The following is a 16,353-nucleotide window of genomic DNA, read 5'->3' on the forward strand; positions in this document are numbered from 1 at the left end:
TCTGCTGATCTTGATAGAAAGAACGCATGACCACAGCTGGCAGGCCCGTTCCGAGCACGTCGGACGACCTCGCGCGGTTCATCACACTCGCCGAGACCCAGCACATGACCGACGCCGCGGCGGCGCTGCGGATCACCCAGCCGACGCTCTCGCGCACCCTGGCGCGCCTGGAGGCGGACATCGGGGCGCCGCTGTTCGACCGGCGGCACGGGCGCCTCGTGCTCAACACGAGCGGCGAGATCTACCTCGACCACGCCCGCCGCGCGCACGCCGAACTGGAGGCGGCGCGGGCCCAGATCGCGGACCTGCGCAGCCCCTCACAGGGCACGATCCGGCTCTCCTTCCTGCACTCCTTCGGCGTCGCGCTGGTGCCGCGCCTCGTCTCCGGCTTCCGGAAGCGGGAGCCGCGCGTGAGTTTCGAGTTGTCCCAGTTCGCCGCTGGGACGGTCACCGACCGAGTGCTCGCCGACGAGGCCGACCTCGCGATCGTCTCGCCGCGGCCCGCCACCAGCGCCGTCGCCTTCGGGCTGCTCGCGGTGCAGCGCCTGGCGCTGGCCGTGCCCGCGGGTCACCCGCTGGCGGAGCGCCCGTCCGTGCACCTTTCCGAGGCGGCCGACGCGGACTTCATCACGATGCACCCCGAGTTCGGCCTGCGCCGCATCCTGGAAGAGCGCTGCGCCGCCGCGGGTTTCCGACCGCGGATCGCGTTCGAGTCGTCCGAGTCCTTCACTGTCGCCGGCCTCGTCGCGGCGGGCCTCGGGGTGGCGCTGCTGCCCGTCGACGAGGACCCGCTGTGGCCACCCGGTCTGGTGCTGGTGCCCATGTCCGGGCCCGCGCCGACCCGTGAGGTGGGGCTCATCTGGCGGCCCGACACGGCGCTGCCGCGTGCGGTGCGCGCGTTCCGCGACTACGCGCTCGACGCCTGATCGCGGGTCGCCACGGCGAAGATCCGGCGGAACGGCAGCACCGTCCCGAAATCCTTGGGCGGGTAGGCGGTGTTCAGCTCCGCCTTGTACCGGGCGACGAAGTCCGCGCGCTCGGCACCGTCGAGCCGCGCGAGCACCGGGCGCGCGCCGGTGCCGGAGATCCACTCGAAGACGGCGTCGGGACCCTGCAGCACGTGTTGGTAGGTCGTCTCCCAGGCGTCGACCGCCCAGCCTGGGCGCTGCAGCGCCGCAAGATATTCGGCGGGATCGCGCACGTCGATGCGGCGGAAGTCGGTGATGCCGTACTCCGCGGCCAGGCGCCAGAGGAGGGCGTGCGAGGGCGCGTCCTGGTTGCCGGGTACCTGGAAGGCGAAGGCGCGGGCGGCACCGTCGGCGGTGGCGGGCAGCAGGTCGATGTGCCGATCGACCCACTGGTACATGGCGTTCGAGACGATCACGTCGGGGCGCTCGCCGCCGGGGCGCCACGCGGCGGCGTCCCCGACCGCGAAGGTCGCGCGCGGATCGGCGACGTCGGCGCGGGCGCGCTCGATCATCTCCGCGCTGGAGTCGACGCCGTGGATCGCAGCGTCCGGCCAGCGGGCGCGCAGCGGCGCGACGTCGTTGCCCGGGCCGCAGCCGAGGTCGACGACGGTGCGCGCATCGCCGGGGATGCGGGCGAGCAGGTCGAGGAACGGGCGGGTGCGCTCGTCGCCGTAACGGAGGTACTGGGATGGATCCCACCGATGAGAAGTCATACAATCATCCAATCAATTTGAGTGGAGAGGTGGACTGTGACTGATACCGCGACGAACGATCCGCACGTGCTGAGCATCGACCACGTGGACCTGGTCCGCACCGGCCGCAACCTCCTCGACGACGTCTCCCTCACCGTACGCCGGGGCGAGCACTGGGTCCTGCTGGGCGCGAACGGCGCTGGGAAGTCCACGCTGCTCGGCCTGTGCGGCGCGGTCACCCACCCGACCCGCGGCACCGTCGACGTGCTCGGCAAGCGCCTGGGCCGGGTGGACATGCGGGAGCTGCGCACGCACATCGGACACGTGAACCCGCGGCATCGCCTCGACGTGCCGCTCACGGTGCGCGATGTCGTGATCACCGGCGTGACGAACACGCCCGAGTTCCCGCCCCGGTGGGCGCCGACGAACGCGCAGCGCGCCCGCGCGGAGGAGCTCGTCGAGACGCTGGGGATGGCGCGGCACGTGGAATCGCGCTGGCCCACCCTCTCCCAGGGCGAGCGGGGGCGGGCGCTGATCGCCCGCGCGCTCATGGGCGAGCCGGCGCTCCTCCTGCTGGACGAGCCGGCGACGGGGCTCGACCTCGCCGCCCGCGAACGCCTCCTGACCACGGTCGACGGTGCGCGGCGCGCCCACCCCGAGCTCGCCTCGATCCTGGTGACCCACCACCTGGAGGAGATCCCGGTGACCACCACGCACGCGGTGCTGATCCGCGACGGCCGGATCACCGCGGCCGGCGCGGTCGACGACGTGCTGACCACCGACGCGATCAGTCACGCCTTCGACCACCCGATCACCATCGCGCGGCAGGACGGCCGCTGGACGGCGCGGTCGTAGCGTCGGCGACTGTCGCCGTTCGTTCGATTGACGTTCGAGATCGTTATTGATTCGTGATCTTATGATCGAATAACGGCGCTAGACTGGAGGCATCCTTCCACGGAGGTGCCGGATGTACAGCGACGACGGGTACGAGCCGTTCGAACACTGCGTGTGGCTGGAGGTCGCCCAGGAGGAGATCGCCGCCCGCGCGCTCGCCGATGCGCTCGCCGCCGAGTACGCACAGCAGGACGCGATCGAGGCGGATGTCAGTGGTCCGCGCTTGACTGGGGACGCCCCCTCGATCCCGTCAGGAGTTCTTCATGCCCTTCATGGCACCCCCGGCCGATTCCGAGCGCGCCGGGCTCCGCGGCTTCCTCGCGCAGCAGCTCGACGGCCTGCGGCACACCGCGTTCGGTCTCACGGAGGCGCAGATCCGGCTCTCCCCCGCCCGCAGCGCGCTCACCGTAGGCGGGCTGCTCAAGCACGTCACGCTCACCGTGAACGCCTGGTCCGCCCGTGCAGAGGCCGCGCCGGAGCTGTTCTCCGATCCCCGGCTGGACGCCATGGCCGAGGGCGACGACTTCCGGCTCGGGGAGGGCGAGACGCTCGCGACCCTGCTCGCCGCCCACGACGCCGCCGTTGCGCGCGTCCTGGCCGTCGCAGACGAGGCGGATCTCGACGCGGTCGCACCCGCGCGCCCCGCGCCGTGGTTCCCCGAGGGCTTCGAGGGGTGGACGGTGCGCTGGATCCTGCTGCACGTGATCGAGGAGGTCGCCCGCCACGCCGGCCACGCCGACATCCTCCGCGAGGAGATCGACGGCGCCACCGGATACTCACTCATCGCCGCGGCCGAGGACCTGGGCGACCTGGGCTTCGTCCAGGCGTGGACGCCCACGAACAGGAGTGAAGAGTAGAGTGGACTCGGTTAGTCCACTCCTGGAGGCGACGATGGATCCGGACGCGAACGAGTACAACGTCCACGAAGCGAAGACGCACTTCTCGAAGCTGCTCGATCGCGTCGAGAACGGCGAGGAGATCACCATCAAGCGGGCCGGGCACCCTATCGCGAAGGTCGTGCCACTCGACCTGACGGCCAGGCGATCGAGCTTCGGGATGTTCGCGGATTCCATCGTCCTGCACGAAGGATGGGACAGCCCGGAGACCAACGCCGAGCTCGCTCGCGAGTGGGGCGAGGACGCCTAGGTGCGCCTCCTCCTCGACACGCACGTGGTTCTCTGGTGGCTGCGCGGCGACCGATCCGAGCTGAGCCCCGCTGTGATCGATCTGATCGAAACCGAAACCGCCGTGTACTACAGCCCTATCTCGACCTACGAGATCCTGCGCAAGTCTGCGCGGGGCAAGCTCGAGGTGCCGAGCGGGCTGGCGGCCGGGCTCGCGACTCTCGTCGAACTGGCAGTGCGCAACGTTCACACCACCGCCGCCGCCGAGCTCCCCGAAATCCACCGCGACCCGTTCGACCGGATCCTGATCGCGCAGGCGAAGGTCGAGCGACTCACCCTCGTCACTCGCGACGCCACGATCAGGCGATACGACGTCGACACGCTCGAAGTCTGATCCGCCCCGAACTCCTGTTGACTTCGAGTGCGCTCGAAGGCTTAGCGTTGCTCACGTGGTCGCACACACGGAAGAACTCGCATCCATCGTCCGCTCCCGCGGGCCGCTGCCGAGCGCGGCGGAGATCCTCGCCGGGCCGGCGCAGGAGGGGCCGCTCACCGTCGCCGAGATGGCGGAGCTGGTGGGCGTCTCGGGCCACACACTGCGCTACTACGAGCGGGTCGGCCTGGTGACGGTCGACCGGGACAGCGCCGGGCACCGTCGCTACGGCCCGCAGGCGATCGCGCGGGTCATCTTCCTGACCCGGCTCCGCCTGTCCGGTATGCCGATCGCCGACATCACGGAGTACGTCCACCTCGTGGACGGCGGAGACGCCACGATCCCCGCCCGCCTCGCCCTCCTCACGGCGCACCGTGCCCGCACGGCCGCGCAGATCGAGGAGCTGCAGTACTCGCTCGCGGTCATCGACTACAAGATCGCGACCTACGGCGGTGGGCTCGGCGACTGCGTCGCCGGTGCGCCGGCCACCACCCCGGACACCGCGGCGGCCGGCACCGTCGCACCCCACGAACTCGACCTGAAGGACTGACATGCTCCCCACTCGCACCCTCGGCGACCTGCGCGTCTCCGCCCTCGGCCTCGGCTGCATGGGCATGAGCCACGCCTACGGCTCGGCCGATCCCGACGAGGCCCGCGCGACGCTCGAGGCCGCCCTCGCCGCCGGCGTGACGCTCTACGACACCGCCGACATGTACGGCAACGGCGCCAACGAGGAGTTCCTCGCCCCCTTCGTGCAGGCGCACCGCGACGAGATCGTGCTGGCCACCAAGTTCGGCTTCGTCAACGACCAGAACGCCAAGCCCGTCGGGCTCGACGGCCGCCCCGAGCGCGTGGCGGGGTGCGTCGACGGCTCGCTGCGCCGCCTCGGCGTCGACGTGATCGACCTCTACTACCTGCACCGCGTCGACCCGCAGGTGCCCGTCGAGGAGACTGTGGGCGCGATGGCCGAGCAGGTCGCGGCGGGCAAGGTCCGCGCGCTGGGCCTGTCCGAGGCGACCGCGGAGGACATCCGCAGGGCCGCGGCCGTGCACCCGATCGCCGCGCTGCAGTCGGAGTACTCGATCTTCACCCGCGACGTCGAGGACGGGCCGCTGCAGGCCGCCCACGAGGTGGGCGCCGGCCTGGTGCCGTTCAGCCCGCTCGGCCGGGGCCTGCTGACCGCGGACCGCAAGGCCGTTGCCGCGGCGCTCGGCGGCGACGACTTCCGCCACACGATCCCGCGCTGGCAGGGCGAGAACCTCGAGGCGAATCTGCGGCTCGTGGACCGGATCGACGCCATCGCCGCCGACCTCACCGCCTCCAGCGCCGGGGCCGACGGTGCGCCGGTGACCGCCGCGCAGGTCGCGCTCGCGTGGGTGCTGGCGCAGGGCGAGGACGTCGTGCCGATCCCGGGCACCACGCGGCGCAAGCACCTCGGCGACAACCTCGGCGCCGCCGCCGTCGCGCTCACCGCGGACCAGCTCTCCGAGCTGACCGCTCTGTCTGCCGTGGGCAGCCGCCTGCCGCAGCGCACGCTGCAGCAGCGCTGATACTCCGGCGGTCGGCCCGCACCGCCACCGTGCGGGCCAACCGCCGGGCAAGGCGGCACCAAGGGCTCGCGGGAATCGTGGAGGTCGGCAAGAAGATCCGTGCCGACCACCAGGAGAATCGATGCATCCCTATCCGGCGAAGGGCGGCCACCCGACTGGCCAGATCCGGCTCCACTGCCAGCGCGGCCGGCGAGGGTTCTGGCAGAGGTTCGACCTCGTGGACCGCATCGCCGAGTTCCTCTGGTACCGCGACCCGACCGATCTCATCAACCTGGGCGGTAACGGCCCCGAGGTGTGGGCCACCGTGGACGGCCTGGTCACGCAGTGGCCGCTGGCGACGATGTGGCGAACGAACACGCTGACCGTGGAGGCGGGCGATCGATTGCTACGCGTCGCATGCAACACGGACACGGTCACCTTCACCTGGCGGTACCTACCGGTCCGCGTGTTCCCCGGTCAGACGGTGGACGTCTACTACACCGCGCCTCGGGACAAGAACACGCCCGCCACGCTCGGCTTCGTACCGGCCTGACGCCGGCCTTTCGACACCGTCGGATCTCACCCGCGGTGCGGCGGACTCGGTGTACCCGCTGAAACGTGTCCCCCAGCGGCGCGACCCCCGCGGAATCGGAGGGTCGCGCCGCTGCACGGCACAGGTCAGCGGACGCCAGGGGTAGCGGCCCGATCCGGGGCCGTCCAGCGCGCGACCGCGGCCAGCGCCGCGGAGGCCACGAGCACGCCGCCGGCGGTGAGGAAGGCCGCGTCGTAGCCGTCGCCGAGCATCGGCGCGACGACGAGCGGCCCTACGATCTGGCCGATCCCGTAGCCCGCGGTGAGCACGGCGGCCGACCGGGGAATGCCGATCCGCGCGCCCGCCTCCATCGACAGTTGCACCGCGCCGATGAAGGTGCCGCCGAACAGGACCGCCGAGACGGCGGCCGCCGCGGGGCCGTGCACCAGCGCGGGCAGCACCGCGGAGACCACCTGCAGGAGCAGTGCGATCACCAGGAGCGATTCCGCGGAGCGGTACCGCCGCAGCCGCGCCCAGATCAGCGGCGAGACGGCGGCGGCCAGGCCGACGATCACCCACGCCGCCGGCCCCTCCCAGGGCCGCCCGCCGACGGCCACGGCCGCGACGAGGAAGGTGCCGAGCACGATGTAGCCGAGCCCCTCGAGGAAGTAGCTGATCCCGAGCGCCCACCCGGCCACGCCGGGCCGGGGCGCGGGGGCACCGTCGGGCCGGGCGACGGGGCCGGACGCGCCCGGCGGGAGCCGCCACGCGCACAGCCCGAACAGCGCGGTCGCCACCGCGGCCACCCACCACAGGACCTGCCAGCCGACGACCTCCCCCAGCGCGACCACCAGCACGCCCGACGCGGCGATCCCGACGCCCACGCCGCAGAAGGCGACGCCCGCCGCCGCGGTCCCGGCGACCGCGCCGGCGCAGTAGACGAAGACGACGGCGCTCGCGAGTCCGGCGATCAGCCGCACCCCGGACCACAGCGGCACGCTCACCGCCAGGACCATCGCCACCTCGCTGGCGACGAGCGCGAGCAGTGAGGCCCGCAGCAGTCCCCTACTGCGGGCCAGCCGCGGCCACATCGCCAGCGCCAGGGCGCCGAGGAAGTAGCCGAGGTAGTTGAACGTGGCGACGACCGCGGTGGAGCCGGGCGAGATGCCGGTCTGCTCCTGCATGAGCGGCAGGATCGGCGTGTAGACGAACCGCCCGAGCCCCATCGCGGCCGCGAGCCCGGCCAGGGCGCCGAAGCCGAGCTGCCGCGTATTCACTACGCCATTCTAACGAGCGGGGGATTCCTGCCTCGCGGGCAGGAGGAGCGCCAGGGCGAAGGCCGCTGCCACGAGGCCGGCGCTCACCAGCAGCGCGCCGCGATAGCCGGGGAGGACGGCGCCGTCGCCGTTCAGCGCGGCGGAGACGGTGACCAGGATCGCGAGACCGAGGGCGCCGCCCACCTGCCGGAAGGTGTTGAGCACGCCCGAGACCATGCCGGCGGCGGACGGCGCCACCGCCGCGGTCGCCACGCCCGGGAGCGGCAGGAAGACCATCCCGATGCCCACCGAGGTCACCAGCGACGGGATGAGCACCGCCGTGAGGAAGCCGCCGTCCGCGGGGAGCGGCGCGAAGAGCAGGAAGCCGACAGTCGCCAGCGCGGTGCCGATCGCCACCACCCGGCGGGCACCGATCCTCGGCACGAGGCGCGTCGCGAGCTGCACCGCGACCACGATGCCGAAGGAGAAGGGCAGGAACATCAGTCCCGTCTTGGTGGCCGAATACCCCAGGCCCATCTGCAGATACAGCGAGACGAAGTAGAAGGCGCCGAACTGTCCGGCGACCACGAAGGCGAAGACCAGGCACGGCACCAGCACGTCCCGCCGGCCGAGCACGCGGAAGTCGACCAGCGGCACCGTCGTTCGCCGTTCGACGGCCACGAAGGCCGCCAACAGCACCGCGGCGACGACGAACCAACCCAGCGTGCGCGTGCTGCCCCAGCCGTTGTCGGTGGCCGCCACGATGCCGTAGGCGAGCACCGTCAGGCCCGCGGTGGCGAGCGCGCCGCCGGCCCAGTCGGTCCGACGGTCCGCCCCCGCCACCGGCCCCGGGGCCGCGTAGGTCATCGCGAGGCCGAGTGCGGAGACCACCGCACCGCAGGCGATGACGGTGCGCCAGCCGAAGGCGTCGGTGAGGACGCCGGAGAGCACCACCCCCGCGGCGCCGCCGACCGAGGCGCCGATCGCGATGGCGGCGAAGCCCTTCGCACGCTGCGCGGGCTCGCGGAAGGTGAGCGCCACGGAGGTGATCGCCGCGGGCGCGATCGCGGCGGCGCCGACCCCCTGCAGCACCCGCACCGCGATCACCTGCCAGGGCTCGTGACAGAGGTACGCGGCGAGCGAGGCGACGGTGAACAGCGCGAAGCCGAAACGGAGCAGCGCGCGCGGACCGAACCGGTCGGAGAGCCGGCCGGCGAGGAGGAGCAGCCCGCCGAAGACGATCGCGTAGGCGTTGACCACCCACGACAGGCCCTGGGGAGTGAAGTGGACGTCGTCGCGGATCGCCCGGAGCGCGACGTTGGTGACGGAGGCGTCGAAGGCGACGAGGAACTGGGAGAGCGCGGCGAGGAGCAGCGCCGCCCGCACCGGAGTTTTTTGTGTATCTAGTAACATAAATTGGAAGGGTAGCCTCAGTGAGGAGCGTTCACAAGGCCCCTCCGACAGAATGGGCGCATGCGTCAGATCACGCCGCGCCGCGGCCGCCCGCCCAGCATCACGCGGGAGAGGATCGTCGAGCGAGCCCTCGTCGTGCTCGACGAGGCCGGCGTCGACGGGCTCACGATGAAGTCGCTCGCCGCCGACCTGGGCGTGACCACCATGGCCCTGTACCGGCACGTGGACGACAAGGAGAACCTGCTCGCCCTGGCGCTCGACGCGATCGCGGAGCCCTTCGCGGCGATCACCTTCCCCGAGGAGCCGCGCACCCGCATCCGGATGGCGATGACGACGCTCTACGAGTCGCTCACGGCGCACCCATGGGTGCCGGAGGCGCTCATCCGGCCGCAACGGATCGGCCGGGGCGCGCTCCTGCTCACCGACGCCGTGATGGGCGCGGCGTACGAGCTCACCGGCGACCGCGCCGCCGCGCTCGCCGCCTACCGCGCGCTGTGGAGCCTCACCCTCGGCAGCGTGCTCTCGCACCTGCGGCAGCGCGCGGAGGGGACGCCGCTCACCCACGAGCGCATGGACGAGATCGTCGGGACGATGCCGCGGGACACCGTGCCGCACCTGCGCGCGAGCGCGGAACTGGACGCGGAGACCGCCACCGTCGACGATTTCGCCGCGAGTCTCGCGGCGCTGATGACGGGCCTCTTCGGGCCCGAGGAGCCCTGAGCTCCTAGAAGGGCTGGTTCGCCGGCTTGTTGGCGAGCACGTGCACGTAGTAGTCCTTCAGCCGCAGCTGCGACGCGGCGGCCTCGTCGATGACGACGGTGACGTGCGGGTGGAACTGGAGCACCGACGCGGGGTTGATCGCGGCGACCGGCCCCTCGACGGTGGCGGCGATCGCCTCGGCCTTGCCCTCGCCCGTGGCGAGCAGCAGCAGGTGCTCCGCCTCGGAGATGGTGCCGAGCCCCTGCGTGAGCACGTGGATCGGCACCTCGTCGATCGAGGCGAAGAACCGCGCGTTGTCCTCGCGGGTCTGCGTGGTCAGGGTCTTGATCCGGGTGCGCGAGGCCAGCGACGAGACCGGCTCGTTGAAGCCGATGTGCCCGTCGGTGCCGATGCCCAGCAACTGGACGTCGACGCCGCCCGCGGCCTTGATCGCGTCCTCGTAACGCTTCGCCTCGGCGGCGATGTCGGCGGCCGTGCCGTCCGGGCCCTCGACCTTGGCGTCGGGGATGTCGACGTGCGCGGTGAACTCCTTGCGGATCACCTCGCGGTAGCTCTCGGGGTGCCCCTTGGGCAGCCCGACGTACTCGTCGAGGTTGAAGGAGACGCAGTCCTTGAAGCTCAGTCCCTCGTCGCGGTGGCGGCGGATGAGCTCCTGATACGTGGCGAGCGGCGTGGAACCGGTGGCCAGGCCCAGCACCGCGGGGCCGCGGCGCACGTGCTCGGCCACGATGTCGGCGGCGGTGACTGCGACGTCGGCGGGAGTCGGGCGGATCACGATTTCCATGCGGCCATCCTAGAGGGCGCACGCGCCGAATACCCGCAGATCAGCGAAACTGGTCATAACCAACTTCAGGCGACGCGGGAGCGCCCCCGCAGGCCACCGATGAGCAGCACCAGCCCCGGCCCGCCGACCAGCAGGGCGAAGCCGAAGGCGCCGAAGATCCCGCCGAGCAGGCGCGTCATGTCGGGACGCTTGCCGAGAGCGACCTCGGTGTAGCCGGGGGTCGGCGGGCACGTCGCCGTGACCGCGCCGGTGCCCGTGTCGAAGACGCGGATCACCATCCGGTTCTCCACCGTGACACCCCCGGAGGCCTCCCGCAGCGGGATCGGCGCACCGTCGGGCCCGGTCAGCACGCACGACGGTGCGCCCTCCTTGGTCCGCGTGGCCGCGAGGACCGCGTACTCGGCGCCGGCCGGGAGCTCGACGGCGTGCGGCGCACCGTCGAGCGGGACGATCCGCGCGTCGAGCCGGAACTGCGGCAGGGTGAGAGTGAGGACGAGGAGGATCGGCACCACGATCGCCGCCAGGAGCAGTGCGGTGCCGGCACGGAGCTTCGTCGTGGAATTCACACCCCGACCTTAGGGACGGAACGCCCCATTCGTGGCGGTTCGCGGCCCCACATTAATGCACGTCACAGTGCCCCCGGCGGGGGTGACGCTCGCCGCATCCGGTTGCTTGAGTTGTATTCTGCAACTACCGTCGGGCGGCATGACAGACATGCTCCGAAAGACCCGCGCCGGGGCCCCGTCGGACGGGATCCTCATCGCCGTCCTGTGCCTCGGCGGACTCCTCGCCTCCCTCATGCAGTCGCTGGTGGTGCCGCTCGTCGGCCAACTGCCGCACCTGCTGAACACCTCCGCCGACAACGCCTCGTGGGTCATCACCTCCACGCTGCTGGCCTCGTCGGTCGCGATGCCGATCGCCGGCCGCCTCGGCGACATGTACGGCAAGCGCCTCATCCTGCTCACCAGCCTGCTGAGCCTCATCGCGGGCTCGCTGATCTGCGCGCTCTCGCACACGCTGCTGCTCACCGTCGTGGGCCGCTCGTTCCAGGGCTTCGCGATGGGCCTGGTGCCCGTGGGCATCTCGCTCATGCGCGACGAACTGCACGCGAAGAAGATCCCCGGCGCCGTCGCCCTCATGTCGGCGATGCTCGGCGTGGGCGGCGCGATCGGTATCCCGTTCGGCGCGTACATCTCCGAGCACTTCGACTACCACACGCTGTTCTGGTTCTCGCTCGCGCTGGGCGTCATCACGCTCGGCCTGGTGTACGTCGTGGTCCCGGAATCGCCGAACCTCAACCCCGGCAAGTTCGACGTGGTCGGCACCGTCGGCCTCAGCGTCGGCCTGGTCTCCGTGCTGCTTTCGATCACCAAGGGGCAGAGCTGGGGCTGGACCTCGGCGGCCACGATCGGCTGCGCCGTCGGCGGCGCGCTCGTCCTGCTGGCGTGGGGCTGGTGGGAGCTGCGCACCCGCGAATCCCTGGTGGACCTGCGGATCTCGGCGCGCCGCCCCATCCTGCTGACCAACCTCGCGTCGATCATGGTCGGCTTCGCGATGTTCTCGCTCATGCTGACGATGCCGCAGCTGCTGCAGATCCCCGAGGCCACCGGCTACGGACTCGGCCTGACCATGCTCAACGCGGGCCTGTGGATGGTGCCCGGCGGCCTGGTCATGATGGCGCTCTCCCCCGTCTCCGCGCTGCTGACCAGGCGGATCGGCGCGCGCCTGACCCTCGCGCTCGGCGCCACCATGTCGGCCGGCGGCTACTTCGCGCTGCTCGGCCTGACCGACGCGACGTGGAAGATGTCGCTCGGCTCGATGATCGTCTTCGGCGGTGTGGGCGTGGCCTATTCGGCGATGCCCGCGCTGATCATGGGCAACGTCCCGGAGACCGAGTCCGCCGCCGCGAACGGCCTCAACTCGCTCATGCGCTCCATGGGCACCGCGGTCGCCTCGGCCGTGATGGCGACAGTACTGACCCGCACCACCATCACCCTGGGCGCCGGCACTCCGCGCGCCGTCGAGCTGCCCGCGGAGTCCGCGTTCACCAGCACCTTCGTGATCGCCGGCGTCGTCGCCGCAGTGGCGGCCGTTGTCGCCCTGGCGATCCCGCGCTCACGCACTGCCGTCGACGGTGCCGACGAGGTCAGCGCTCCGGAAGCTCCGGAAACTCTGGCAGCAGGTGCTCGAAGGGCTTGAGATTCCACAGCGGTTCGCCGCGGGAGACGCGCCAGTCGAACTCGCGGCGGATCGCGGTGGAGAAGCCCAACTCCAGCAGGATGTTGAAGTCACCGTCGGCGGCCTCGAGCACCTGCCCGAGGATCCGGTCCAACTCGTCCTCGGTGAGCTCGGCGAACCGGCCGGTGAGGTAGATGTCGCCCGCCTTGTCGAGGGTGTACGCCACTCCGTAGAGGCGCCGGTTGCGCTGCAGCAGATAGCGGTACACGCCCTCGAAGTTCTCGTCGACGTGCCGGCAGACGAAGGCCTCCACCCGCGCCCCGTGCGTGCCCAGCGTCAGCAGGGTGGTGGTCTTCAGCTTCTTCTCGCCGGGCAGCTCGATCACGAAGTGGGCGACGTCCTTGCCCGACTCCTCCTTGCGCGTGAACTCGAGTTCCCGCTCGGTGAGCGCCTTCTCGATCTGCTCCGGGGTCATCATCGTCATACCCGTGCTCCCGTCCGGCGCCGCCGACGGCGCACCGTCTGCGCCGCCTCGCTGCGCGCCTGCATCGCCTTCCCGTAGCTCTCCAGGAGGCCGTCGGCCGTGCGCGCCCACGAGAACTGCCGGGCGTGGGCGGCGGCACCGTCGGAAAGCCGCTGTCGCAGAACGGAGTCCGCGGTGAGCTCGTCGAGCACCGCGGTCCACACCTGCGGCTCGTGGCCGTCGACGAGGCGTCCCGAGACACCGTCGGCGACGGCGACCGGCAGTCCGCCGACCCTCGCGGCCACGACGGGCGTGCCGCACGCCTGCGCCTCGACGGCGACGAGGCCGAAGGACTCGGAGTAACTGGGGACGACGACCACGTCGGAGGCGCGGTAGACCTCGGCGAGCCCGGCGGGCGGGCGCGGCGGGCCGAAGGTGACCGCGTGCTCGATGCCGAGCTCGCGGGCCAGCGCGATCAGCGCGTCCGGGCGCTCGAGCCCCGTGCCCGACGGTCCGCCGATGACCAGCACGCGGATGCGGCGCTCGGGGTGCGCGTGGATGAGCGGCGCGGCGGCGCGCAGCAGCAGGTCGGGCGCCTTGTGCGGCTGGATGCGGCCGACGAAGGTGAGCACCAGCTCGTCGGGCGCGATGCCGAGCTCGGCGCGCGCGGCGGCCCCGTCGCCGGGGATGTAGGTGTTCAGGTCGGCGCCCGGGTAGACCACGTCGATGCGGCCGGGCGGCACGTCGTGGATCCGTGCCAGCTGACCGGCCTCGACCTCGGTGTTGACGATGAGCCGGTCGGCCTCGTCGGAGACCTGCTGCTCGCCGATGAGCCGGGCCTGCGGCTCCGCGGTGTCGCCGACCGCGAGGGCGTCGTTCTTCACCGCGGCGAGGGTGTGGGCGGTGTGCACCAGCGGCACGCCCCAGCGGTCGCGCGCGAGCCAGCCGACCTGGCCCGAGAGCCAGTAGTGCGAGTGGATCAGGTCGAAGTAGCCGGGCTCCTCGCGGGCCTCGGCGCGCTGCACCCCCGCGGCGAAGGCGCACAGCTGCGCGGGCAGGTCCGTCTTGTCCAGGCCCTCGAAGGGCCCGGCGACGATGTTGCGCACGCGGATGCCGGGAGCGGCCTCGACGATCGACTGGTCGGCGGAGGCGGTGGCGCGGGTGAAGATCTCGACCTCGATGCCGCGCTTCGCGAGCTCGAGGGAGGTCTGCCAGATGTAGACGTTCATCCCGCCGGCGTCGCCCGTCCCGGGCTGGGCCAGCGGGGACGTGTGCACCGACAGCACCGCGATCCGGCGCGGCACGGGGGCCGCGGACTTCCCAGTAGGCACGTCGTCCAGCTTAACCCCGGCCGATCAGCGCGCCAGTTCGAGGAGTTCGCGGGCGCTGCGGGCGGGGTCGACGACGAACGGGGCGTGTCCGCCGCCGTCCCACCACGACAGGGTCGCGTTCGGCAGGATCCGGGCGTGGTGCTCCGCGGTCGACGGTGCCACGACCTCGTCGTCGCGGCCGTGCTGCACCAGGACCGGGAAGGTCCAGGCCGCGAGGTCGGCGTCGTGGTCGACGGTGCGCCGGAACAGCCCGCCGCGCACGGCCGGGGGCGTCGAGAGCGCGATCCCGAACTGCTGCTGGGCGACGGGGCCGAGTGCGTCCTGGTCGAAGCCGCGCGGCAGCATCCGCAGCTTCGCGAGCGCGGTGATGGCCTTGCCGGCATGCGCAGACAGGGCGGCCGGCAGGGCGGCGTTCATGGACTCGCCGGTGACGCCGCCGGGGAACGGGCCGGTCTCCTTGGAGCCGCCGATGGAGGTGATGGCGCCGATGAGACCGACGGCCGTGACTCCGTCCGTGCCGTGGGTGGCGAGGTGGTCGGCGATGACGAGGCCGCCGTAGGACCAGCCGACGAGGATCACGTCGGTCAGGCCCAGGTCGCGTCGGATCACCGCGAGGTCGTCGGCGAAGCGTTCCGTGGAGTAGGGGTGCTCCGAGTCCGGGACCGAGCTGCGGCCGTGGCCGCGGTTGTCCACCGCGACGACGCGGTGCCCGGCGGCGGTGAGCTCACCGACGAACGCCGCGCCCCACGAGTCCGAGCTCGCCGACCAGCCGTGGACCAGCAGGAACGCCGGCTTCGCAGCGCCGGTATCACTGCCCGCTGCTGCCGCGTAGTCGGCGTAGAAGATCTCCGTGCCGTCGTACGAGACGGCCAAGCCCACTGATCGAGTCACGGCTCCGAGCGTATCCGTCGGAGAACCGGCTGATTTCCGCGCCACACGGGGCATACAAGCTCCCACGAGAAAATCGGCCGATTCCTCGACGCATCAACCCGCTGGAATTAATCGGACTGCAGTCCGGTTGATGGTAGTGTCAGCGTCACCAGCCAATCGAGGAGGACGACATGCCCGCCGTCACCGCAGACACCCTGACCCTGCCCCGCATCGCCGCGGCGGCACCGTCGGACACGCAGCGCCCCGTCCGGAAGATCACCACCGGCCCCCGCGGCCACGAGGGCGAAGGCTTCCCCGTCGTCCGCGCCTTCGCGGGCGTGCACCCGCGCGACCTGGACCCGTTCATCCACATGGACCAGATGGGCGAGGTCGAGTACGAGCCCGGCGAGCCCAAGGGCACCAACTGGCACCCGCACCGCGGCTTCGAGACCGTCACCTACATGATCGACGGCCTGTTCCAGCACCAGGACAGCCACGGCGGCGGCGGACTCATCCAGGACGGCGCCACCCAGTGGATGACCGCAGGCTCCGGCATCCTGCACATCGAGACCCCGCCGGCCGAACTGGTCGAGTCGGGCGGCACCTTCCACGGCATCCAGCTGTGGGTGAACCTCCCCAAGTCGGAGAAGTTCACGACGCCCGCCTACCAGAACCTCGAGGGCGGCCAGACCACGCTCGTCACCACGCAGGACGGCGGCGCGCTGATCCGCGTCGTCGCGGGCGAGGTCGACGGGCACGCCGGCCCCGGCTCCACCCGCACCCCGATCAACTTCGTGCACGCGACCATCGCGCCCGGCGCCGAGGCCTCGCTGCCGTGGAACCGCGACTTCAACGCGCTGGTCTACGTGCTGAGCGGCAAGGGCACCGTCGGGCCCGTGGGGCACCCGATCCACCAGGGCCAGCTCGCGCAGCTCGGCCCCGGCGACCGGATCACCGTGGCCGCCGACGAGTCGCAGGACTCGCACCGGCCCGCGATGGAGGTGCTGATCCTGGGCGGCCGCCCGATCCGCGAGACCGTCGCCCAGTACGGCCCGTTCGTGATGAACACCAAGGCCGAGCTGATCCAGGCGCTCGAGGATTACAACGCCGGCAAGTTCGGCGTGGTCCCGCCCGACGCGCTCATGCCGCACGTCGTGCGCTGATCG

At 71.7% G+C, this 16,353-nt stretch carries 19 protein-coding genes; 11 read left to right on the top strand and 8 right to left on the bottom strand.

The genetic code is table 11. The annotated features are described in order from the left end of the window. The first annotated feature begins 26 nt into the window (after positions 1-26). Entirely contained in the window at positions 27-926 is a 900-nt protein-coding gene (locus tag ACM9LD_RS12810; protein ID WP_415677022.1) for a LysR family transcriptional regulator, read from the top strand. Here the strand turns inward: ACM9LD_RS12810 and ACM9LD_RS12815 are convergent. Then, entirely contained in the window at positions 908-1,681 is a 774-nt protein-coding gene (locus ACM9LD_RS12815; protein ID WP_415677023.1) for a methyltransferase domain-containing protein, read from the bottom strand. The two genes, ACM9LD_RS12810 and ACM9LD_RS12815, sit on opposite strands and share 19 nt — an antisense overlap. A 36-nt stretch (positions 1,682-1,717) precedes the next feature. On the opposite strand from ACM9LD_RS12815, the gene ACM9LD_RS12820 reads away from it, so the two are divergent. The 7 genes from ACM9LD_RS12820 to ACM9LD_RS12850 all read left to right on the top strand — a co-directional run bounded on the left by ACM9LD_RS12820 (position 1,718) and on the right by ACM9LD_RS12850 (position 6,193). Beyond that, entirely contained in the window at positions 1,718-2,515 is a 798-nt protein-coding gene (locus ACM9LD_RS12820; RefSeq protein ID WP_415677024.1) for an ABC transporter ATP-binding protein, read from the top strand. Positions 2,516-2,817: 302 nt separating this feature from the next. Further along, entirely contained in the window at positions 2,818-3,411 is a 594-nt protein-coding gene (locus ACM9LD_RS12825; RefSeq protein ID WP_415677025.1) for a DinB family protein, read from the top strand. Between the two features lie 34 nt (positions 3,412-3,445). Then, positions 3,446-3,700 carry a type II toxin-antitoxin system Phd/YefM family antitoxin gene (locus ACM9LD_RS12830; protein ID WP_415677026.1) on the top strand — a complete coding sequence of 85 codons (255 nt, stop codon included), beginning with the start codon at positions 3,446-3,448 and terminating at the stop codon, positions 3,698-3,700. Continuing rightward, on the top strand, positions 3,701-4,072 hold the full coding sequence (locus tag ACM9LD_RS12835; protein ID WP_415677027.1) for a type II toxin-antitoxin system VapC family toxin: 372 nt from the start codon (positions 3,701-3,703) through the stop codon (positions 4,070-4,072). Positions 4,073-4,127: 55 nt separating this feature from the next. Further along, a complete protein-coding gene (locus tag ACM9LD_RS12840; protein ID WP_415677028.1) occupies positions 4,128-4,661 on the top strand; it encodes a MerR family transcriptional regulator in 534 nt (177 codons plus the stop codon). Between the two features lies 1 nt (position 4,662). Next, entirely contained in the window at positions 4,663-5,661 is a 999-nt protein-coding gene (locus ACM9LD_RS12845) for an aldo/keto reductase (protein ID WP_415677029.1), read from the top strand. 121 nt (positions 5,662-5,782) lie between these two features. After that, on the top strand, positions 5,783-6,193 hold the full coding sequence (locus ACM9LD_RS12850; RefSeq protein ID WP_415677030.1) for a hypothetical protein: 411 nt from the start codon (positions 5,783-5,785) through the stop codon (positions 6,191-6,193). 125 nt (positions 6,194-6,318) lie between these two features. On the opposite strand, the gene ACM9LD_RS12855 is transcribed toward ACM9LD_RS12850, so the two are convergent. Further along, positions 6,319-7,449, bottom strand: a complete 1,131-nt coding sequence (locus ACM9LD_RS12855) for a YbfB/YjiJ family MFS transporter (RefSeq protein WP_415677031.1) — start codon at positions 7,447-7,449, stop codon at positions 6,319-6,321. A 9-nt stretch (positions 7,450-7,458) separates the two neighbouring features. After that, the gene (locus ACM9LD_RS12860; RefSeq protein WP_415677032.1) at positions 7,459-8,814 is read right to left on the bottom strand and encodes an MFS transporter; all 1,356 of its coding nucleotides are present in this window, start codon (positions 8,812-8,814) and stop codon (positions 7,459-7,461) included. Positions 8,815-8,901: 87 nt separating this feature from the next. On the opposite strand from ACM9LD_RS12860, the gene ACM9LD_RS12865 reads away from it, so the two are divergent. Continuing rightward, the gene (locus tag ACM9LD_RS12865) at positions 8,902-9,561 is read left to right on the top strand and encodes a TetR/AcrR family transcriptional regulator (RefSeq protein ID WP_415677033.1); all 660 of its coding nucleotides are present in this window, start codon (positions 8,902-8,904) and stop codon (positions 9,559-9,561) included. Positions 9,562-9,565: 4 nt separating this feature from the next. Here ACM9LD_RS12865 and nagB read toward each other — a convergent pair whose 3' ends face one another. Continuing rightward, a complete protein-coding gene (nagB, locus tag ACM9LD_RS12870; RefSeq protein ID WP_415677034.1) occupies positions 9,566-10,345 on the bottom strand; it encodes a glucosamine-6-phosphate deaminase in 780 nt (259 codons plus the stop codon). Between the two features lie 65 nt (positions 10,346-10,410). Then, positions 10,411-10,911, bottom strand: a complete 501-nt coding sequence (locus ACM9LD_RS12875) for a hypothetical protein (protein ID WP_415677035.1) — start codon at positions 10,909-10,911, stop codon at positions 10,411-10,413. A 139-nt stretch (positions 10,912-11,050) separates the two neighbouring features. Between ACM9LD_RS12875 and ACM9LD_RS12880 the strand changes: the two genes are divergently transcribed. Next, positions 11,051-12,544, top strand: a complete 1,494-nt coding sequence (locus tag ACM9LD_RS12880; protein ID WP_415677036.1) for an MFS transporter — start codon at positions 11,051-11,053, stop codon at positions 12,542-12,544. Here ACM9LD_RS12880 and ACM9LD_RS12885 read toward each other — a convergent pair. The 3 genes from ACM9LD_RS12885 to ACM9LD_RS12895 are packed head-to-tail and all read right to left on the bottom strand — an operon-like array spanning position 12,492 to position 15,208. Next, positions 12,492-12,998 (bottom strand): type III secretion system chaperone family protein, encoded by a 507-nt coding sequence (locus ACM9LD_RS12885; protein ID WP_415677074.1) that lies wholly within the window; start codon positions 12,996-12,998, stop codon positions 12,492-12,494. The genes ACM9LD_RS12880 and ACM9LD_RS12885 overlap by 53 nt on opposite strands. A gap of 5 nt (positions 12,999-13,003) precedes the next feature. Then, positions 13,004-14,317 carry a D-inositol-3-phosphate glycosyltransferase gene (gene mshA, locus ACM9LD_RS12890; RefSeq protein ID WP_415677037.1) on the bottom strand — a complete coding sequence of 438 codons (1,314 nt, stop codon included), beginning with the start codon at positions 14,315-14,317 and terminating at the stop codon, positions 13,004-13,006. 24 nt (positions 14,318-14,341) lie between these two features. Next, complete coding sequence (locus ACM9LD_RS12895) at positions 14,342-15,208, bottom strand: alpha/beta fold hydrolase (RefSeq protein WP_415677038.1); 867 nt, start codon at positions 15,206-15,208, stop codon at positions 14,342-14,344. 170 nt (positions 15,209-15,378) lie between these two features. Here ACM9LD_RS12895 and ACM9LD_RS12900 point away from each other — a divergent pair, with 170 nt between their 5' ends. After that, positions 15,379-16,350 carry a pirin family protein gene (locus ACM9LD_RS12900; protein WP_415677039.1) on the top strand — a complete coding sequence of 324 codons (972 nt, stop codon included), beginning with the start codon at positions 15,379-15,381 and terminating at the stop codon, positions 16,348-16,350. Positions 16,351-16,353 lie beyond the last annotated feature (3 nt).

Origin of the sequence: Tsukamurella hominis (assembly GCF_965137015.1) — a bacterium.
In the GTDB taxonomy this organism is placed as follows: Bacteria; Actinomycetota; Actinomycetes; order Mycobacteriales; family Mycobacteriaceae; genus Tsukamurella; species Tsukamurella hominis.